The sequence below is a fragment of the Yersinia aldovae ATCC 35236 genome, assembly GCF_000173735.1.
GTDB lineage: Bacteria > Pseudomonadota > Gammaproteobacteria > Enterobacterales > Enterobacteriaceae > Yersinia > Yersinia aldovae.
In genome coordinates, this window is the sequence record NZ_ACCB01000001.1 from 138,406 (window position 1) to 154,715 (window position 16,310).

Genomic DNA, 16,310 nt, shown 5'->3' on the forward strand with positions numbered 1-16,310 from the left:
CCATGCATAAAGAAAAAAACGACGCAGCTGGTTTTATTCCGGTATTTCAAAAATCGTTCCTGCACCCACGTTTTTGGGGGTGTGGTTAGGTGCTGGTGCAATGGCGGTGATGGCGTATGTGCCGCCGAAATTCCGTGATCCTCTGTTAGCCGGCATTGGTCGCCTTGCCGGAAAGTTTGCCAAAAGCGCCCGTCGTCGCGCCCGAATTAACCTGCTTTATTGTATGCCAGAACTGCCGGAAGCCGAACGCGAACATATTATCGATCAGATGTTTGCCACTGCCGCACAACCATTAATGATGATGGCAGAACTTTGTTTTCGTGATCCCAAAAAAGTGTTGTCTCGTGTTCATTGGCATGGACTGGAGATATTGGACGGACTGCAACAACAGGAGCGTAATGTTATTCTGTTGGTGCCCCATGCGTGGTCTATCGATATTCCAGCGATGCTCTTGGCCGAGCAGGGCAAACCTGTGGCCGGTATGTTCCACCATCAGCGCAATCCGTTGGTGGATTATTTATGGAATAGTGCGCGTTTGCGCTTTGGCGGTCGTATCCATGCGCGTGAAAGTGGTATTAAGCCTTTTATTAGCTCAGTGCGCCAAGGCTTCTGGGGTTACTATTTACCTGATGAAGATTACGGCCCTGAGCAAAGTGAGTTTGTTGATTTCTTTGCGACTTATAAAGCGACATTGCCAGCGGTTGGCCGCTTGATGAAAGTCTGCCGTGCTGCAATCGTGCCGATGTTCCCGGTATATAGCTATCGTGAGCACCGCCTTGATATCTACATTCGTCCACCGATGGATGATTTGGCCGATGCAGACGATGCCTATATTGCGCGCCGGATGAATGAAGAGGTTGAATTGTTGGTTAAGCCGAATCCAGAACAATACACCTGGATTCTTAAGCTGCTGAAAACCCGCAAACAGGGTGAGATAGAGCCTTATGTTCGTAGGGATATCTAACCGTAGTAACCCTTACCCGGTTTGAATTTAAAAGGCCCGCTACCAGTAAGCGGGCCTTTTGCTTTTAGTCGCTTAAAATAAATTATTCAACACGCAGGATGCGGCTGGTGTTGGTGGTGCCAATCGTCCCCATTACATCGCCCTGAGTGACAATAATCAGATCGCCAGACACCAGGAAGCCTTTATCTCTCAAACAGTTAACCGCTTCAGTCGCGGCGAGAACACCATCGGTATGAGTATCACAGAATACCGGTGTCACACCACGGTAGATGGCGGTCAGATTTAAGGTGTGTACATGGCGTGACATGGCGAATATCGGTAAGCCGGAGCTGATGCGCGACATCATCAGTGCGGTGCGGCCTGACTCGGTCATGGCAATAATCGCAGTGATACCTTTTAGGTGGTTTGCCGCATACATGGTCGACATCGCGATAGCTTCTTCGACATTATCAAATTGCATATCCAGGCGATGTTTTGACACATTGATGCTTGGGATTTTTTCAGCGCCCAGGCAAACTTTTGCCATCGCCGCAACGGTTTCCGCTGGGTACTGACCTGCGGCGGTTTCGGCAGACAACATTACCGCATCGGTGCCATCCAGCACCGCGTTGGCCACGTCCATGACTTCAGCACGGGTTGGCATCGGGTTGGTTATCATTGACTCCATCATCTGAGTTGCGGTGATAACCGCACGATTGAGTTGACGAGCGCGGCGAATCAGTTTTTTCTGAATACCAACCAGCTCAGGGTCACCAATTTCAACGCCTAAATCACCACGCGCCACCATAACAACATCGGAGGCCAGAATGATGTCATCCATCGCTTCATCGCTGGCAACGGCTTCTGCCCGCTCCACTTTGGCGACGATTTTTGCATTACAGCCTGCATCACGGGCCAAACGACGGGCGTAGTTTAAATCTTCACCGGTACGAGGGAAAGAGACTGCCAGGAAATCCACACCAATCTTGGCTGCGGTAATAATATCGGCTTTATCTTTTTCGGTCAGTGCCTCAGCGGAAAGACCTCCTCCTAACTTGTTGATACCTTTGTTGTTAGAGAGTGGGCCGCCAACGGTGACTTCAGTAAAGACTTTCATGCCCTGAACTTCGATAACCTTCAACTGCACGCGGCCATCGTCTAGTAACAAGATATCGCCGGGAACCACATCAGCAGGTAATCCTTTATAGTCGATACCGACTTTTTCTCTGTCGCCTTCGCCTTTCGCCATATTGGCGTCTAACAGGAATTTATCACCGATGTTAAGGAAAACTTTGCCTTCCTTAAAGGTAGAAACACGGATTTTAGGACCTTGCAAATCACCCAGAATCGCTACATGACGCCCTAATCTGGCGGCGATTTCACGGACATTTTTGGCCCGCAATTCATGATCTTCAGCGCTACCGTGGGAAAAGTTCAGGCGGACTACGTTCGCACCTGCAGCAATAACCTTTTCCAGATTATTGTCGCGGTCAGTAGCTGGCCCCAGTGTAGTAACAATTTTAGTCCTTCTAAGCCGTCTGGACATCTCTTACTCCGTTGACTGGTGAAGCATGGTGTTGTTAAAACAGCGGATAATAAACCTGAGTGTAAAATGGGCTTATTTTACGATGACATGCTTTATGACTACATGTTTACCGCCACATGACCTCATACATGTTATCCGCTTGCGGATGTAAAACGATTGATGTGTTCTATGGCCCAATTTGCCGGCTCATAGAGCATCAATGACAACATTACAAAAGCGAGCTATTTATCCCTATCTGCTCAGATAATATTTACCTGAGTTATGACAATGATCATTTTCAGATAATACGTCAAATTATTCGGGCAGAAGATGCGCTAACACAAAACAATGCCATTTCTGCCGCCGTCACCATTTTAGTGCTACCACTATTCGCTACTATTGACTGATGATGAACTTTTATCAAAGCGCGACTCTTTCAATGCATCTTTAACCCGCTTCAGGTTATCTCTGAATTTCGCTCCCCGACGTAGAGTGAACCCGGTTGCCAGCACATCAATTAAGGTCAATTGGGCGATACGGGATACCATCGGCATATAAACATCGGTATCTTCCGGCACATCTAATAGCAGAGATAGCGTAGCCTCATTAGCGAGTGGGGTATCACGCGAGGTAATGGCAATCACGGTGGCATCGTTTTCACGCGCCAAATGTGCCAGTTCTACCAGGCTTTTTGTCCGGCCAGTGTGTGATATCAACACTACCACATCCCCTTCACTGGAGTTCATGCAACTCATACGTTGCATCACGATGTCATCGAAATATATAACTGGGATATTGAAACGGAAGAATTTATTCATTGCATCATGGGCTACAGCGGCGGATGCCCCTAAGCCAAAGAACGAAATTTTCTTCGCTTGTGTCAATAGATCCACCGCCCGGTTAATGGCCGCGATGTCTAAATTGGTTTTCACCATATCGAGGCTGGCCATCGTCGATTCGAAAATTTTCCCCGTGTAAGCGGCTACACTATCATCTTCTTCGACATTGCGGTTTACATAAGGTGTGCCATTCGCCAGACTTTGTGCCAAATGCAGTTTAAAATCAGGGAAGCCTTTGGTATCCAGACGGCGGCAAAAACGGTTAACCGTCGGTTCGCTGACATTGGCCATTTTGGCGAGTGTGGCAATGCTTGAATGGATGGCAGTTTGTGGGGAGGCGAGGATCACCTCAGCGACTTTCCTTTCCGATTTGCTCAGGAGGTCCAGATTATTTTGGATATTTTCCAGCGTATTCATATTGCGAGAGCCACCCATGGGTTTTGCCGATTGCATTTAAAGGAGAAATCTATGTCGGTTTAATGAAAATATACTACGAGCTGGTACCCGTTGGCAGTGGCATCTGATGGTAAGTAAGGCTTTTTCATCAGAATATGACCTGTGTCTAATTTTCATAATGGTAAATAGTTGTCAAAAACGTCATAAAATTACATTTCTAGCAAGCGCCGCCTGATTTGACGCGGCCTGGCGCTTAGGAGGGTGTTTTTTGAGCTTTTTTGAACCGATTTTATCTGGGTTTACTGGCTATGGTCAAAGAGAGTACATTAGTAATGTAAGAAAATTACAAATATCCTGCAACGAGGAGAATAACATGGCGGTAACTAATACAGCCCAGGCAGCCCAGGCGTGCGATCTGGTGATTTTCGGCGCTAAAGGGGACCTGGCTCGCCGCAAACTGCTGCCTTCCCTTTACCAATTAGAGAAAGCGGGTCACATCCACCCTGATACTCGGATTATCGGCGTAGGCCGTGCCGATTGGGATAAAGACGCGTACACAGCCGTGGTAAAGGAAGCCCTCGATACCTTTATGAAAGAGAAGCTGGATGACGAACTGTGGGAAAAACTCAGTTCACGTCTCGACTTCTGTAATTTAGACGTCAATGACAGCAAACACTTTGCCAAATTGGGCAAAATGTTAGACCAAAAAAATCGCACCACTATCAACTATTTCGCCATGCCGCCTAATACTTTTGGTGCAATTTGCAAAGGCTTGGGTGAAGCGGGTCTTAATAAAGAACCGGCGCGCGTGGTCATGGAGAAACCGTTAGGGAAAGATTTAGCCTCTTCGCGGGTAATTAACGACCAGGTTGCTGAATACTTCAACGAGTGTCAGGTTTACCGTATCGACCATTATCTCGGCAAAGAAACCGTGCTGAACTTATTAGCGTTGCGTTTTGCCAACTCTTTGTTTGCATCAAACTGGGATAACCGCACGATTGATCATGTGCAGATCACGGTTGCTGAGGAAGTGGGGATTGAAGGGCGCTGGGGCTATTTTGATCAGGCGGGACAGATGCGTGACATGATCCAGAACCATCTGTTGCAAATTCTGACCATGATTGCCATGTCGCCGCCTGCGGACTTGAGCACCGACCGTATCCGTGATGAAAAAGTGAAAGTGCTGCGCTCTCTGCGCCGTATTGATCACACTAATGTGCGTGAAACTACGGTTCGTGGCCAATATACCGCAGGTTTCGTGCAGGGCAATAAAGTGCCGGGCTATTTGGAAGAGGAAGGCGCGAATAAGAGCAGCAATACCGAAACCTTCGTTTCCATTCGTGTCGATATCGATGACTGGCGCTGGGCCGGTGTACCATTCTATCTCAGAACCGGTAAACGTTTGCCAAGTAAATGCTCTGAAGTGGTGGTGTACTTTAAAAACCCCGCGCTGAACCTGTTCCGTGAATCTTATCAGCAATTACCCCAAAACAAGCTGACCATTCGTTTACAACCGGATGAAGGCATTGAAATTGAAGTGCTGAATAAAGTGCCAGGCCTTGAGCACAAACACCGCTTACAAACCACCAAGCTTGACCTTAGCTTCTCTAAAACCTTTAACGAACAGCATATTGCTGACGCTTATGAACGTCTGTTACTGGAAACCATGCGCGGCATTCAGGCACTGTTTGTACGCCGTGATGAGGTTGAGGAAGCCTGGAAGTGGGTCGATTCCATCATGGATGCCTGGGCTGCTGATAATGAAGCGCCTAAGCCTTACCAATCCGGGACATGGGGGCCAGTTGCATCTGTTGCCATGATCACTCGTGATGGTCGTTCATGGAATGAGTTCGAATAAATATTTAGGTTATGACTATACCCTAAATAATTCGAGTTGCAGGAAGGCGGCAAGCGAGAGACAAATGGGTTGTAAACCACTTTGAACAGCGCTTGCGCTGGCCCGCATGGTGATTCTTTATGGCAGGCAGAAGGCAGGAGTCATTATTCTGCCTGCCATATTTCAACTGACACCTTCGGGTGAGTACATGCCAATCGGCATAAGTGGAGAAAACAACTGATGAAAAGCTGGAAAACGAGCGCAGAACAAGTCATGACCGCAGGTCCCGTTGTCCCGGTGATTGTGATTAACAAGCTTGAGCAGGCAGTGCCGCTGGCGAAAGCGTTAGTGGCAGGTGGTGTTCGGGTGTTGGAAGTCACGTTGCGTACCGCTTGTGCTGTTGAGGCTATTCGTGCCATTGCGAAAGAAGTTCCTGAGGCTATGGTGGGGGCCGGTACTGTGCTTAACCCGCAACAGTTAGCGGATGTGGTTGAGGCGGGCGCGCAATTTGCCATTAGCCCAGGGCTGACAGATGAACTTCTGAAAGCTGCCACTGAAGGCTCTATTCCATTGATTCCAGGGATCAGCACGGTTTCAGAACTGATGCTGGGTATGAGCTATGGCCTGCGTGAGTTCAAATTCTTCCCGGCGGAAGCTAATGGCGGTGTGAAAGCGTTGCAAGCCATTGGCGGCCCATTCTCCCAAGTGCGTTTCTGCCCAACTGGCGGTATTACACCTAACAACTATCGTGATTATCTGGCACTGAAAAGCGTGTTGTGTATCGGTGGCTCATGGTTGGTTCCTGCGGATGCGTTGGAAAAAGGTGACTACGCTCGCATTACAGAATTAGCAAAACAAGCCGTAGCGGGTGCAACGGCATAAACCGTGGTAACTCCCTGAGCTGACGGGAGAATCCGCGCTTTTTTGCTGAAAATAAAACCTCTGTCATACAGGGGTTTTGTTTTTTTGAAATCCCTAACTTATTATTTTTTAATCTCTTTTTTAAAGTATTTATTAAATTGATGGTTTGCTTTCTAAAATCGGCTGTGGTAAAACTAGCGTAGTTAATTATTCTAATTTTATGAGGGTTTTAGGCGTATCACACTGGTTTTAGCATACAAGAATGTAGCTAAAGCGCGTGTGGCTAAAAAAAAGAGATATATTATGATGAAAATTAATGGAATCACTTTCAAACCTTCTACCTGTCAACTCTTCCTGTCAGCCATTTTGGCCAGTGAGCATCACTGGTGCAGCGAGCTATAGCGTCTTTCTTCTCCCATTTTAGTTAAAAATTTATACGCCAAGTGAGTTTCTATTTCTTACGGCCTGCACACGTCTGATCCCTGTGAATTGAGGGGCTACGTGAGGATAACCGTAACAAATAGACCTTAGCGTGCGTTTGTGCGTGTTAGGAGAAGAATGATGATTTATTGGATATTCTTAGGTTTAGCGATTGTTGCAGAGATTATCGGCACCTTATCAATGAAATACGCCAGTATGAGCGGTGAGATGACCGGGCATATTGTGATGTATTTTATGATAACTGGCTCATATATCCTGCTGGCGTTGGCGGTTAAAAAAGTGGCGTTGGGTGTGGCTTATGCGCTGTGGGAAGGGATTGGTATTCTGATTATTACCGTATTCAGTGTGCTGTGGTTTGATGAAAGCCTCTCACCGCTGAAAATAGCCGGTTTAGTCACCTTGGTCGGCGGCATCATGTTAGTGAAATCAGGGACTCGTAAGCCGAACAAACCAAACAGTTCGAGCCGAAATTCAGGTGAGCATCATGCAGCAGCTTGAGTTTTATCATATTGCGTTTCTGATCCTGGCGGTCATTCTTGAGATTATTGCTAATATCCTGCTGAAAATGTCGGACGGTTTTCGCCGGGTATGGATAGGTATCTTGTCGCTATTGTCGGTGTTAGGGGCATTCAGCGCCTTGGCGCAAGCGGTGAAAGGTATTGAGCTGTCAGTGGCTTATGCGTTATGGGGCGGGTTTGGTATCGCGGCTACCGTGGCTGCCGGTTGGATTCTGTTTAATCAACGGCTGAACTATAAAGGCTGGATCGGTTTGCTCTTGCTCTTGGCGGGTATGGTGATGATAAAGCTATCCTAATATCCCCTTTGTACTTGAAGCTGCAGGGGTGTTGGCTGCGCGCGCAAACCCGAATCACTTACCGGTGTAAGCTCATCGGGATTTGTTTGCTGGCCGCCTACCTGCAACTCCAATTACTTTGGGTATATCGAGTGACAGTTTTTAATCGAAGCTGATAAGCGGGGAAATGTACTGAATGGGTCCTTATTTGTTTAAAATACAAGGGGCGTAAGCGACCGGAGTGCCCATCAGTGCAGTCGTCCCGCCGATCGCAAAATCAAATAGCCGCAATAATTTTGATTTCAACTTTATACTTTGGATTCATCAAGTTGGCTTCGACCGTACAACGTACAGGTGCACTGCCATCAACCACCCAGGCATCCCAGGCGGCATTCATACCGGCGAAGTCCGCTTTATCGGCCAGAAAAATGGTCGCATCGAGGATACGGCCTTTATCCGAACCCAGTTGATTCAGCATCATATCAATTGCTGCTAGCGTGTTTGCTGTCTGAGCGGTAATATCGGCATCCAGATTTTCCGGAACACTGGTGTAATAGATTGTGTCGTTGTAGACCACGGCGTCAGACCAACGTTTTTCTGGATTAATGCGCTCAATACTCATTTTCGCTCCTGTGTGTGAATGGCGATGTCAGTTGTTGGGGGATAGGGTAGCATAACAAAGGGCGAGAATGTGTGGTCGCGGGGCGATAGGCTTGGCATAATCAGCGCTGATTTCACTCGGAAGAGAAAGTGTGATAGACGATTTTGCAACAGACGGCGCATTAGCGCAGGCCATTACAGGTTTTAACCCCCGTGAGTCTCAGCGTCAGATGGCTGCGGCAATCAGTGATGCTATCGATACCAAACAACAACTGGTGGTGGAAGCGGGTACAGGTACCGGCAAAACATTTGCCTATTTAGCGCCGGCACTGCGGGCTGATTGCAAAGTGATTATCTCCACCGGCTCCAAAGCATTGCAGGATCAACTCTATTCCCGCGATCTGCCCACCGTTGCTACGGCACTAAAATACAAAGGTAAGATGGCGCTATTGAAAGGGCGCTCAAATTATTTATGTCTGGAACGCCTTGAGCAGCAATCGCTAGCGGGAGGGGAGCTTGCCGGTGAAACGTTGGTTGATCTGGTGCGCTTGCGGGGGTGGTCTGCTGAAACCGTCGATGGGGATATTAGCACCTGTGGGCAGGTGGCGGAAGACAGCTTTGTCTGGCCACTGGTGACCAGTACCAATGATAATTGTCTGGGCAGCGATTGCCCGCTGTATAAAGATTGCTTTGTCGTGAAAGCGCGCCGTAAGGCAATGGATGCGGATGTGGTGGTGGTTAATCATCACCTGTTCTTGGCGGATATGGTGGTGAAGGAGAGTGGTTTTGCCGAACTGATCCCCACCGCCGACGTGATGATTTTCGATGAAGCCCACCAGATTCCGGATATCGCCAGTCAGTATTTTGGTCAGCAACTGACCAGCCGGCAATTGATGGATTTGGCGAAAGATATCATTATCGCTTATCGCACCGAAGTGCGTGACTCCGCGCAATTGCAAAAAAGTGCTGATCGCTTGACGCAAAGCACGCAAGACTTCCGTCTGGTACTTGGCGAACCGGGTTACCGCGGTAACTTGCGTGATATCATGGAACAACCGGCTATCCAGCGCGCCTTATTGCTGCTCGATGATGCGCTGGAGCTGTGCTACGACGTCATGAAGCTGTCTCTTGGGCGTTCAGCGATGCTGGACGCGGCTTTTGAACGGGCTACAGTATATCGTAACCGCCTCAAGCGTCTAAAAGATGTAGCCACCCCAGGCTACAGCTACTGGTATGAATGTAATTCGCGCCATTTCGTGCTGGCACTGACACCGCTGTCCGTCTCAGACCGTTTCCGCGAATTGATCGAAGAGAAGCCCGGCACCTGGATTTTTACCTCCGCTACGTTATCGGTGAACGATCAGTTATCACATTTTACTTTGCGCTTGGGGTTGACCCATGCCAAGACCTTGCTGTTACCCAGCCCATTTGATTATGCCAATCAAGCGCTACTCTGTGTTCCACGCGATCTGCCTGCGGCCAATGAACCGGGGGCGGCGCGCAGACTTGCCGTGATGCTCAAACCCTTGATTGATGCCAATCAAGGGCGCTGTTTTTTCCTGTGTACTTCACACCAGATGATGCGGGGGCTGGCAGAAGAGTTCCGCGCCAGCATGACGTTACCCGTATTGGTGCAGGGTGAAACCAGTAAAGGGCAGTTATTAGCGCAGTTTGTCGCCGCAGGTAACGCGCTATTAGTTGCCACCAGCAGTTTCTGGGAAGGGGTTGATGTGCGTGGTGATGCGCTCTCGTGCGTTATCATCGACAAATTGCCGTTTACCTCACCGGATGACCCTTTGTTGAAAGCGCGTATTGAGGATTGCCGCCTGCGCGGTGGTGATCCATTCAATGACGTACAATTGCCTGATGCCGTTATTACCCTTAAGCAGGGCGTGGGCCGGTTGATTCGTGACATTGATGATCGCGGGGTGCTGGTCATTTGTGACAATCGGTTGGTTATGCGGCCCTACGGAGCCATGTTTTTAAACAGTTTGCCGCCAGCGCCGCGCACCCGGAGCCTGGCGAAAGCCATTGCTTTTCTCAAGCAGCGTGATTGAGGGTAAAGCGAGCAGGGGTGTGCTATCATGCGCGCCCTGTATTGAATTCATTCTACTTTCCTGCCGAGGTTGGTTGGCATGTCCACGCGAATTTTAGCAATCGATACTGCGACAGAAGCTTGTTCGGTCGCACTCTGGAATAACGGCGAAGTTCAGGCTCTGTTTGAACTTTGTCCACGGGAACACACCCAACGTATTTTACCGATGGTACAGCAGATATTGGCTGATTCGGGCTTATCACTGCAACAACTTGATGCACTGGCGTTTGGCCGTGGGCCGGGGAGTTTCACCGGTGTGCGCATTGGTATTGGTATTGGTCAGGGGCTGGCATTAGGCGCTGATTTACCGATGATCGGTGTTTCAACCTTACAGACGATGGCGCAAGGCGCATTGCGCCTAACCGGTGCGACGCGGGTGCTGGCCGCAATAGATGCTCGTATGGGAGAGGTCTATTGGGGGGAGTTCGAACACAATAGCGCAGGGGATTGGGCGGGTGATGAAACCGAAGCGGTGATGAAACCTGAACAGGCTGTGGCCCGTGCGCAGTCGTTAAACGGCCACTGGGCGACGGTAGGTACTGGCTGGCAAACTTATCCTGACTTGATCAGCGGCAGCAACATGGTGCTGACTGACGGGCAAATTGCCCTGCCACATGCTGAAGATATGCTGCCTCTGGCATTGTCATCCTGGGCGAATGGGCAAGCAGTGCGTGTTGAACTGGCTGAACCGGTTTATCTGCGTAATGAAGTCACTTGGAAAAAACTGCCGGGGCGTTAGAAAACGGGCAACTTGTTATCAAGATTAGAGTCTAAAATATTAAGACAGCTAAGAAATAATAAGGGGTAGCAAGTGATGGAGAAAAATACGTCAATAACTCACTCGATGAAATACAGAAGCCGCAAAGGGATGTATGGTTGGCTGGGGCTAGGGGTATTGCTACTTTCGGGTTGCGTAACGGTTCCTCCGGCGATTCAAGGAACCACGGCGACGCCGCAGCAAAATCTTAATCTGGTGAGAACGTCACCACAGACTTTTATGGGTCAGGAAGCACGTTTTGGCGGCACGGTGATTAATGTGAACAACGAACAGCATCGCACCCGGCTTGAAATTGCCAGTGTACCGCTGGATTCTGGTGCGCGTCCTACTTTGGGAGAACCTTCACAAGGGCGTGTTATTGCCTATGTAAATGGGTTCCTTGAACCGGTCGATTTCCGTGGGCATCTGGTTACCGTTGTTGGCCCCATTGCGGGTGTTGAAGCCGGCAAAATCGGTACGACACCTTACAATTTTGTGGTGATTAATGCGACGGGTTACAAGCGTTGGAATCTTGAGCAACAAGTGATGATGCCGCCGGCAATGGGGCCTTGGGGCTATCGTAACCCAGGAATGTGGGGGCCAGGATGGGGCGGTTGGTATAATCCAGGCCCGGCACAGATACAAACTATCGTTACGGAATAAAGAGTTGTTATAATAATTAGCAATATATTTATAGTTGTTATTCTTTGAGAAGGGCGCTGATGTCAGCGCCTTTTTTTATGACGGTTTGCCGCTGAATTAGTGGGCTAAATACGGCAGGTGGATAACCTGTGTGATGATTAAGCAATCAAACGAATGGCCGCCGTTATCGCACTGAAAATCACTAAAACGGTATATAATCAATAGGTTACAGTTTTCCGCGGCAGGGGTTACTATAACTAATTGATTTATTAAATAATTACTGGTTGATATTGGCACCGCTAATTATTTTTGTGATCTCAGCGCTGGAAAATAGTGACCTATATCGCAACCTCAAAATTGTTTAAAAGCAAACTGGTAAGCTGAGTTAAAATATTGTTAAGGTTCTGGTGTGGATTGGTGTCCGACCATAACGACCAATAATCATTTCAGGAGTACTACCTTGGAAAAAGTATGGCTAAAGCGTTATCCGGCAGATGTCCCCGCAGAGATCGATCCGGATCGCTATTCTTCTTTGGTGGAAATGTTTGAGAGCGCGGCTTTACGCTATGCAGATCAGCCTGCGTTTATCAATATGGGGGAGGTGATGACCTTCCGTAAGTTGGAAGAGCGTAGCCGTGCTTTTGCCGCCTATCTGCAACAAGGTCTTGGTTTGCAAAAAGGTGACCGCGTGGCATTGATGATGCCAAATCTGTTGCAATATCCTATTGCCCTGTTTGGCATTTTACGTGCGGGTATGGTTGTGGTGAATGTGAACCCACTGTATACCCCGCGAGAACTTGAGCATCAGCTTAATGATAGCGGGGCTGCCGCCATCGTTATTGTCTCCAACTTTGCTCATACCCTTGAAAAAGTGGTGTTTAAAACTCAGGTAAAACACGTCATTTTAACCCGCATGGGTGACCAGCTATCGACGGCAAAAGGAACGCTGGTGAATTTCGTGGTGAAATACATTAAGCGATTGGTGCCAAAATACTATCTGCCGGATGCTATTTCATTTCGCACCGCGCTGCAAAAAGGCCGCCGCCTGCAATATGTTAAGCCCGACGTGATCAATACCGATATGGCATTTTTGCAATATACTGGCGGAACAACCGGTGTTGCCAAAGGCGCGATGCTGACGCACCGTAATATGCAGTCGAACCTGGAACAGGTAAAGGCGGCTTACGCACCGTTATTGCAACCCGGCCATGAGATGGTCGTCACCGCACTGCCCCTCTATCATATTTTCGCGTTGACCATGAACTGTTTGCTGTTTATCGAGTTGGGTGGGCGCAGTTTATTGATAACCAACCCGCGCGATATTCCAGGCATGGTGAAAGAGCTAAGTCGCTATCCTTTCACGGCGATAACCGGGGTAAATACGCTATTTAACGCATTGTTAAATAACGAGGAGTTTACCAAACTTGATTTCTCCGCTCTGCGTCTTTCAGTTGGCGGTGGAATGCCAGTGCAAAAAGCGGTTGCTGAACGGTGGGAAAAACTGACCGGCAAGCTCCTACTGGAAGGTTATGGTTTAACTGAGTGTTCACCGCTTGTTACCGGCAATCCCTATGATTTGAAGCACCATAATGGCAGCATTGGCTTACCGGTGCCTTCAACCGATGTACGTCTGGTTGATGATGAGGGCCATGAGGTTGCATTGGGTCAGCCAGGTGAACTATGGGTGCGCGGGCCACAAGTTATGTTAGGCTATTGGCAGCGGCCAGAGGCTACCGATGAAATATTAAAAGACGGTTGGCTGGCAACGGGTGATATTGCGACGTTGGATGAACAAGGGTTCTTGCGCATTGTCGATCGTAAAAAAGATATGATTCTGGTTTCAGGTTTCAACGTTTATCCAAATGAGATTGAGGATGTGGTAGCGTTGCATACGAAAGTGCTGGAGTCTGCCGTTGTTGGGGTGCCTAATGAGGTCTCCGGTGAGACGGTAAAACTTTATGTGGTAAAAAAAGATGCGTCACTAACAATAGATGAGTTATTGACCCATTGCCGCCGCTACCTTACCGGGTATAAAGTACCGAGAATTGTAGAGTTCCGTGACGAGTTGCCGAAGTCAAATGTCGGTAAAATTTTGCGCCGAGAACTACGTGATGAGCAGGTTAAGCCTACGGTGGATGACCAAAACGCCGCTTAACCTAAGCGAGTCACCTAATCATCATCAACAACGCCGGTCATCACCGGCGTTGTTGTGTTTGTCATAGACTACCGACTATATAGAGAATGACGTTTTGAATTATCAGTTGATCACTACCAACAGTGCGTTACAGCAGGTTTGCGAACAAGCCAGAACACACACTCATGTCGCGCTGGATACCGAGTTTGTCAGAACACGTACCTACTATCCTCAACTGGGGCTGATTCAACTGTTTGACGGTGAACAACTTTCACTGATTGACCCTTTGCCCATTACGCAGTGGCAACCCTTCCGCGCGTTACTGCAAGATTTGAGTGTCGTGAAGTACCTACATGCGGGTAGCGAAGATTTGGAAGTGTTCTTAAATGCTTTTGAGCAGATGCCAACGCCGATGATTGACACGCAGGTGCTGGCGGCATTTTCAGGGCGCACGTTGTCCTGTGGATTTGCCATGTTGGTGAATGAATTTGAAGGTATCGAGCTGGATAAAAGCGAGTCACGCACGGATTGGATAGCGCGCCCCCTGAGCGAAAAACAGTGTGATTACGCTGCCGCCGATGTGTTTTATCTTTTGCCGTTGGCCGCGAAATTGGTTGAGGCGACTGAAGCCGCAGGGCGTATGGATGCCGCAATTGATGAGTGTGAATTGTTGTGTCGCCGCCGCAGTGAAACACTTGATCCAGAGCTGGCTTACCGCGAGATTACCAATGCCTGGCAGTTGCGCGGTCATCAACTGGCCTGTTTGCAGATGTTAGCGGCATGGCGTTTGCGTCAGGCACGCGAGCGTGATTTGGCGGTTAATTTTGTGGTGCGTGAAGAGAACCTGTGGCAGGTCGCCCGTTATCAGCCGACCTCGTTAGGTGAACTGGACTCTCTGGGCCTGAGTGGGCAGGAGATCCGGTATCATGGGCGCACCTTACTGGCGCTGGTGGCAGAAGCAAATAAAGTACCTGAAGAGCAGCTCCCGCTGCCCGTGGCTAATCTGATTGATCAACCTGGCTACAAGAAGGTCTTTAAAGATATTAAAGCATTAATTACGTCAATCAGTGAGCGCAGTGGATTAAGCAGTGAACTACTGGCATCGCGTCGCCAAATTAATCAGTTACTCAGTTGGCACTGGAAATTGAAGTCGTCTGAGATACAACCTGAATTATTAAGTGGCTGGCGTGGGGATCTGATGTCTGTAGAATTAATGGCGATTTTACAGCAATATTAATCAATATTCAGGGTGGAGGTGACTTCACTCTGGATATATATACAGCCGTTTGAAGGAAATACCCCCTGTAAATAAATACAGGGGATAGTTATTGCGAAGAAATCATTTAGGTGTTTCTTCCGTTTCCGGTAATGTCACGTTAAGTTCAAGCACCGAAATATCATCCCCTTTTTGCTCAAATTGCACATGCAGCATTTCAGGATCGATCTGGATATATTTACAAATAACCGCCAAAATATCGCGTTTCAAGTCAGGCAAATAATGGGGTTCACTGTCCCCACGACGACGCTCAGCGACGATAATTTGCAGCCGTTCCTTGGCTATATTGGCTGTCGGTTTTTTGCGGGACAGAAAAAAGTCTAACAAAGCCATGGTTTATCCCCCAAAAAGGCGTTTCAGGAAGCCCTTCTTCTCTTCTTCAATGAAGCGGAAGGGGCGTTCTTCTCCTAGCAAACGGTCAACGGTATCGTCATAAGCTTTACCGGCATCTGACTCTTTGTCCAGAATAACAGGCTCGCCTTGGTTCGAGGCGCGCAGTACTGATTGGTCTTCTGGAATAACGCCAACCAACGGTATCCTTAGAATATCGAGGACATCTTCCATACTAAGCATATCACCGCGATTAACACGCCCTGGATTGTAGCGGGTTAACAGCAGATGCTCTTTAATGGGCTCCTGGCCTTTTTCAGCACGACGTGACTTAGATGACAATATCCCGAGGATTCTGTCTGAGTCACGTACTGAAGAGACCTCAGGGTTGGTGGTGATAACAGCCTCGTCGGCGAAATAGAGCGCCATTAGCGCACCGCTTTCGATACCTGCCGGAGAGTCACACACCACGAACTCGAAATTCATTTCACCCAGATCGTGCAAAATCTTCTCAACACCCTCTTTGGTCAGGGCATCTTTATCACGAGTTTGTGATGCGGGCAGAATATAGAGATTATCTGTACGTTTATCTTTGATTAATGCCTGATTCAACGTGGCATCACCTTGAATAACATTAACAAAATCATAAACGACCCGGCGTTCACATCCCATAATCAAATCAAGGTTCCGCAGGCCGATATCGAAATCGATGACCACGGTTTTCTTACCTTTTTGGGCCAAGCCGGTTGCGATAGCCGCGCTTGATGTGGTCTTGCCAACGCCCCCTTTACCCGATGTAACAACAATAATGCGTGCCATGAAATGGATTCCTTGTCAAAAG

15 protein-coding genes are annotated in these 16,310 nt (G+C 48.5%); 10 read left to right on the plus strand and 5 right to left on the minus strand.

Annotated features, from left to right (window positions below; translation table 11 throughout):
- The first annotated feature begins 73 nt into the window (after positions 1–73).
- Positions 74–964: a lauroyl-Kdo(2)-lipid IV(A) myristoyltransferase gene (gene lpxM / locus YALDO0001_RS00590; protein ID WP_289844110.1), complete on the plus strand. Its 891-nt coding sequence runs from the start codon at positions 74–76 to the stop codon at positions 962–964.
- A gap of 82 nt (positions 965–1,046) precedes the next feature.
- On the opposite strand, the gene pyk is transcribed toward lpxM, so the two are convergent.
- Positions 1,047–2,489 carry a pyruvate kinase gene (gene pyk, locus YALDO0001_RS00595; protein ID WP_004699036.1) on the minus strand — a complete coding sequence of 481 codons (1,443 nt, stop codon included), beginning with the start codon at positions 2,487–2,489 and terminating at the stop codon, positions 1,047–1,049.
- A 365-nt stretch (positions 2,490–2,854) separates the two neighbouring features.
- On the minus strand, positions 2,855–3,724 hold the full coding sequence (locus YALDO0001_RS00600) for a MurR/RpiR family transcriptional regulator (protein ID WP_042548467.1): 870 nt from the start codon (positions 3,722–3,724) through the stop codon (positions 2,855–2,857).
- Between the two features lie 352 nt (positions 3,725–4,076).
- On the opposite strand from YALDO0001_RS00600, the gene zwf reads away from it, so the two are divergent.
- The 4 genes from zwf (at position 4,077) to mdtI (ending at position 7,656) form a co-directional block, all read left to right on the plus strand.
- On the plus strand, positions 4,077–5,561 hold the full coding sequence (zwf, locus tag YALDO0001_RS00605; RefSeq protein WP_004699040.1) for a glucose-6-phosphate dehydrogenase: 1,485 nt from the start codon (positions 4,077–4,079) through the stop codon (positions 5,559–5,561).
- 219 nt (positions 5,562–5,780) lie between these two features.
- A complete protein-coding gene (locus YALDO0001_RS00610) occupies positions 5,781–6,422 on the plus strand; it encodes a bifunctional 4-hydroxy-2-oxoglutarate aldolase/2-dehydro-3-deoxy-phosphogluconate aldolase (RefSeq protein ID WP_004699043.1) in 642 nt (213 codons plus the stop codon).
- Between the two features lie 540 nt (positions 6,423–6,962).
- Entirely contained in the window at positions 6,963–7,340 is a 378-nt protein-coding gene (mdtJ, locus tag YALDO0001_RS00615) for a multidrug/spermidine efflux SMR transporter subunit MdtJ (RefSeq protein ID WP_042546002.1), read from the plus strand.
- Positions 7,327–7,656 carry a multidrug/spermidine efflux SMR transporter subunit MdtI gene (gene mdtI / locus YALDO0001_RS00620; RefSeq protein WP_042546001.1) on the plus strand — a complete coding sequence of 110 codons (330 nt, stop codon included), beginning with the start codon at positions 7,327–7,329 and terminating at the stop codon, positions 7,654–7,656. Before mdtJ ends, mdtI begins: the two co-directional genes overlap by 14 nt.
- A gap of 256 nt (positions 7,657–7,912) precedes the next feature.
- Here the strand turns inward: mdtI and YALDO0001_RS00625 are convergent, their stop codons facing one another.
- Positions 7,913–8,257 (minus strand): RidA family protein, encoded by a 345-nt coding sequence (locus tag YALDO0001_RS00625; protein ID WP_004699050.1) that lies wholly within the window; start codon positions 8,255–8,257, stop codon positions 7,913–7,915.
- Between the two features lie 130 nt (positions 8,258–8,387).
- Here YALDO0001_RS00625 and yoaA point away from each other — a divergent pair, with 130 nt between their 5' ends.
- From yoaA to rnd, 5 genes are all read left to right on the plus strand, one after another.
- Positions 8,388–10,292: a DNA repair helicase YoaA gene (yoaA, locus tag YALDO0001_RS00630; RefSeq protein WP_004699052.1), complete on the plus strand. Its 1,905-nt coding sequence runs from the start codon at positions 8,388–8,390 to the stop codon at positions 10,290–10,292.
- Positions 10,293–10,370: 78 nt separating this feature from the next.
- The gene (tsaB, locus tag YALDO0001_RS00635; RefSeq protein ID WP_004699054.1) at positions 10,371–11,069 is read left to right on the plus strand and encodes a tRNA (adenosine(37)-N6)-threonylcarbamoyltransferase complex dimerization subunit type 1 TsaB; all 699 of its coding nucleotides are present in this window, start codon (positions 10,371–10,373) and stop codon (positions 11,067–11,069) included.
- A 75-nt stretch (positions 11,070–11,144) separates the two neighbouring features.
- Positions 11,145–11,750 (plus strand): Slp family lipoprotein, encoded by a 606-nt coding sequence (locus YALDO0001_RS00640; RefSeq protein WP_004699056.1) that lies wholly within the window; start codon positions 11,145–11,147, stop codon positions 11,748–11,750.
- Between the two features lie 439 nt (positions 11,751–12,189).
- Complete coding sequence (fadD, locus tag YALDO0001_RS00645) at positions 12,190–13,884, plus strand: long-chain-fatty-acid--CoA ligase FadD (RefSeq protein WP_004699058.1); 1,695 nt, start codon at positions 12,190–12,192, stop codon at positions 13,882–13,884.
- A 94-nt stretch (positions 13,885–13,978) separates the two neighbouring features.
- Positions 13,979–15,100: a ribonuclease D gene (rnd, locus tag YALDO0001_RS00650; protein ID WP_004699060.1), complete on the plus strand. Its 1,122-nt coding sequence runs from the start codon at positions 13,979–13,981 to the stop codon at positions 15,098–15,100.
- 102 nt (positions 15,101–15,202) lie between these two features.
- Here rnd and minE read toward each other — a convergent pair whose 3' ends face one another.
- Together minE and minD are read right to left on the minus strand one after the other, a co-directional pair.
- Positions 15,203–15,472, minus strand: a complete 270-nt coding sequence (gene minE / locus YALDO0001_RS00655; protein WP_002211180.1) for a cell division topological specificity factor MinE — start codon at positions 15,470–15,472, stop codon at positions 15,203–15,205.
- 3 nt (positions 15,473–15,475) lie between these two features.
- Entirely contained in the window at positions 15,476–16,288 is an 813-nt protein-coding gene (minD, locus tag YALDO0001_RS00660; RefSeq protein ID WP_004699063.1) for a septum site-determining protein MinD, read from the minus strand.
- Positions 16,289–16,310: the final 22 nt, after the last annotated feature.

Excerpts from the sequence above, each read along its gene's own strand:
- pyk (WP_004699036.1), bottom strand. The coding sequence starts at position 2,489 with ATGTCCAGACGGCTTAGAAGGACTAAAATTGTTACTACACTGGGGCCA.
- YALDO0001_RS00600 (WP_042548467.1), bottom strand. The coding sequence starts at position 3,724 with ATGAATACGCTGGAAAATATCCAAAATAATCTGGACCTCCTGAGCAAA.
- zwf (WP_004699040.1), top strand. The coding sequence starts at position 4,077 with ATGGCGGTAACTAATACAGCCCAGGCAGCCCAGGCGTGCGATCTGGTG.
- YALDO0001_RS00610 (WP_004699043.1), top strand. The coding sequence starts at position 5,781 with ATGAAAAGCTGGAAAACGAGCGCAGAACAAGTCATGACCGCAGGTCCC.
- mdtJ (WP_042546002.1), top strand. The coding sequence starts at position 6,963 with ATGATTTATTGGATATTCTTAGGTTTAGCGATTGTTGCAGAGATTATC.
- mdtI (WP_042546001.1), top strand. The coding sequence starts at position 7,327 with ATGCAGCAGCTTGAGTTTTATCATATTGCGTTTCTGATCCTGGCGGTC.
- YALDO0001_RS00625 (WP_004699050.1), bottom strand. The coding sequence starts at position 8,257 with ATGAGTATTGAGCGCATTAATCCAGAAAAACGTTGGTCTGACGCCGTG.
- tsaB (WP_004699054.1), top strand. The coding sequence starts at position 10,371 with ATGTCCACGCGAATTTTAGCAATCGATACTGCGACAGAAGCTTGTTCG.
- YALDO0001_RS00640 (WP_004699056.1), top strand. The coding sequence starts at position 11,145 with ATGGAGAAAAATACGTCAATAACTCACTCGATGAAATACAGAAGCCGC.
- minE (WP_002211180.1), bottom strand. The coding sequence starts at position 15,472 with ATGGCTTTGTTAGACTTTTTTCTGTCCCGCAAAAAACCGACAGCCAAT.
- minD (WP_004699063.1), bottom strand. The coding sequence starts at position 16,288 with ATGGCACGCATTATTGTTGTTACATCGGGTAAAGGGGGCGTTGGCAAG.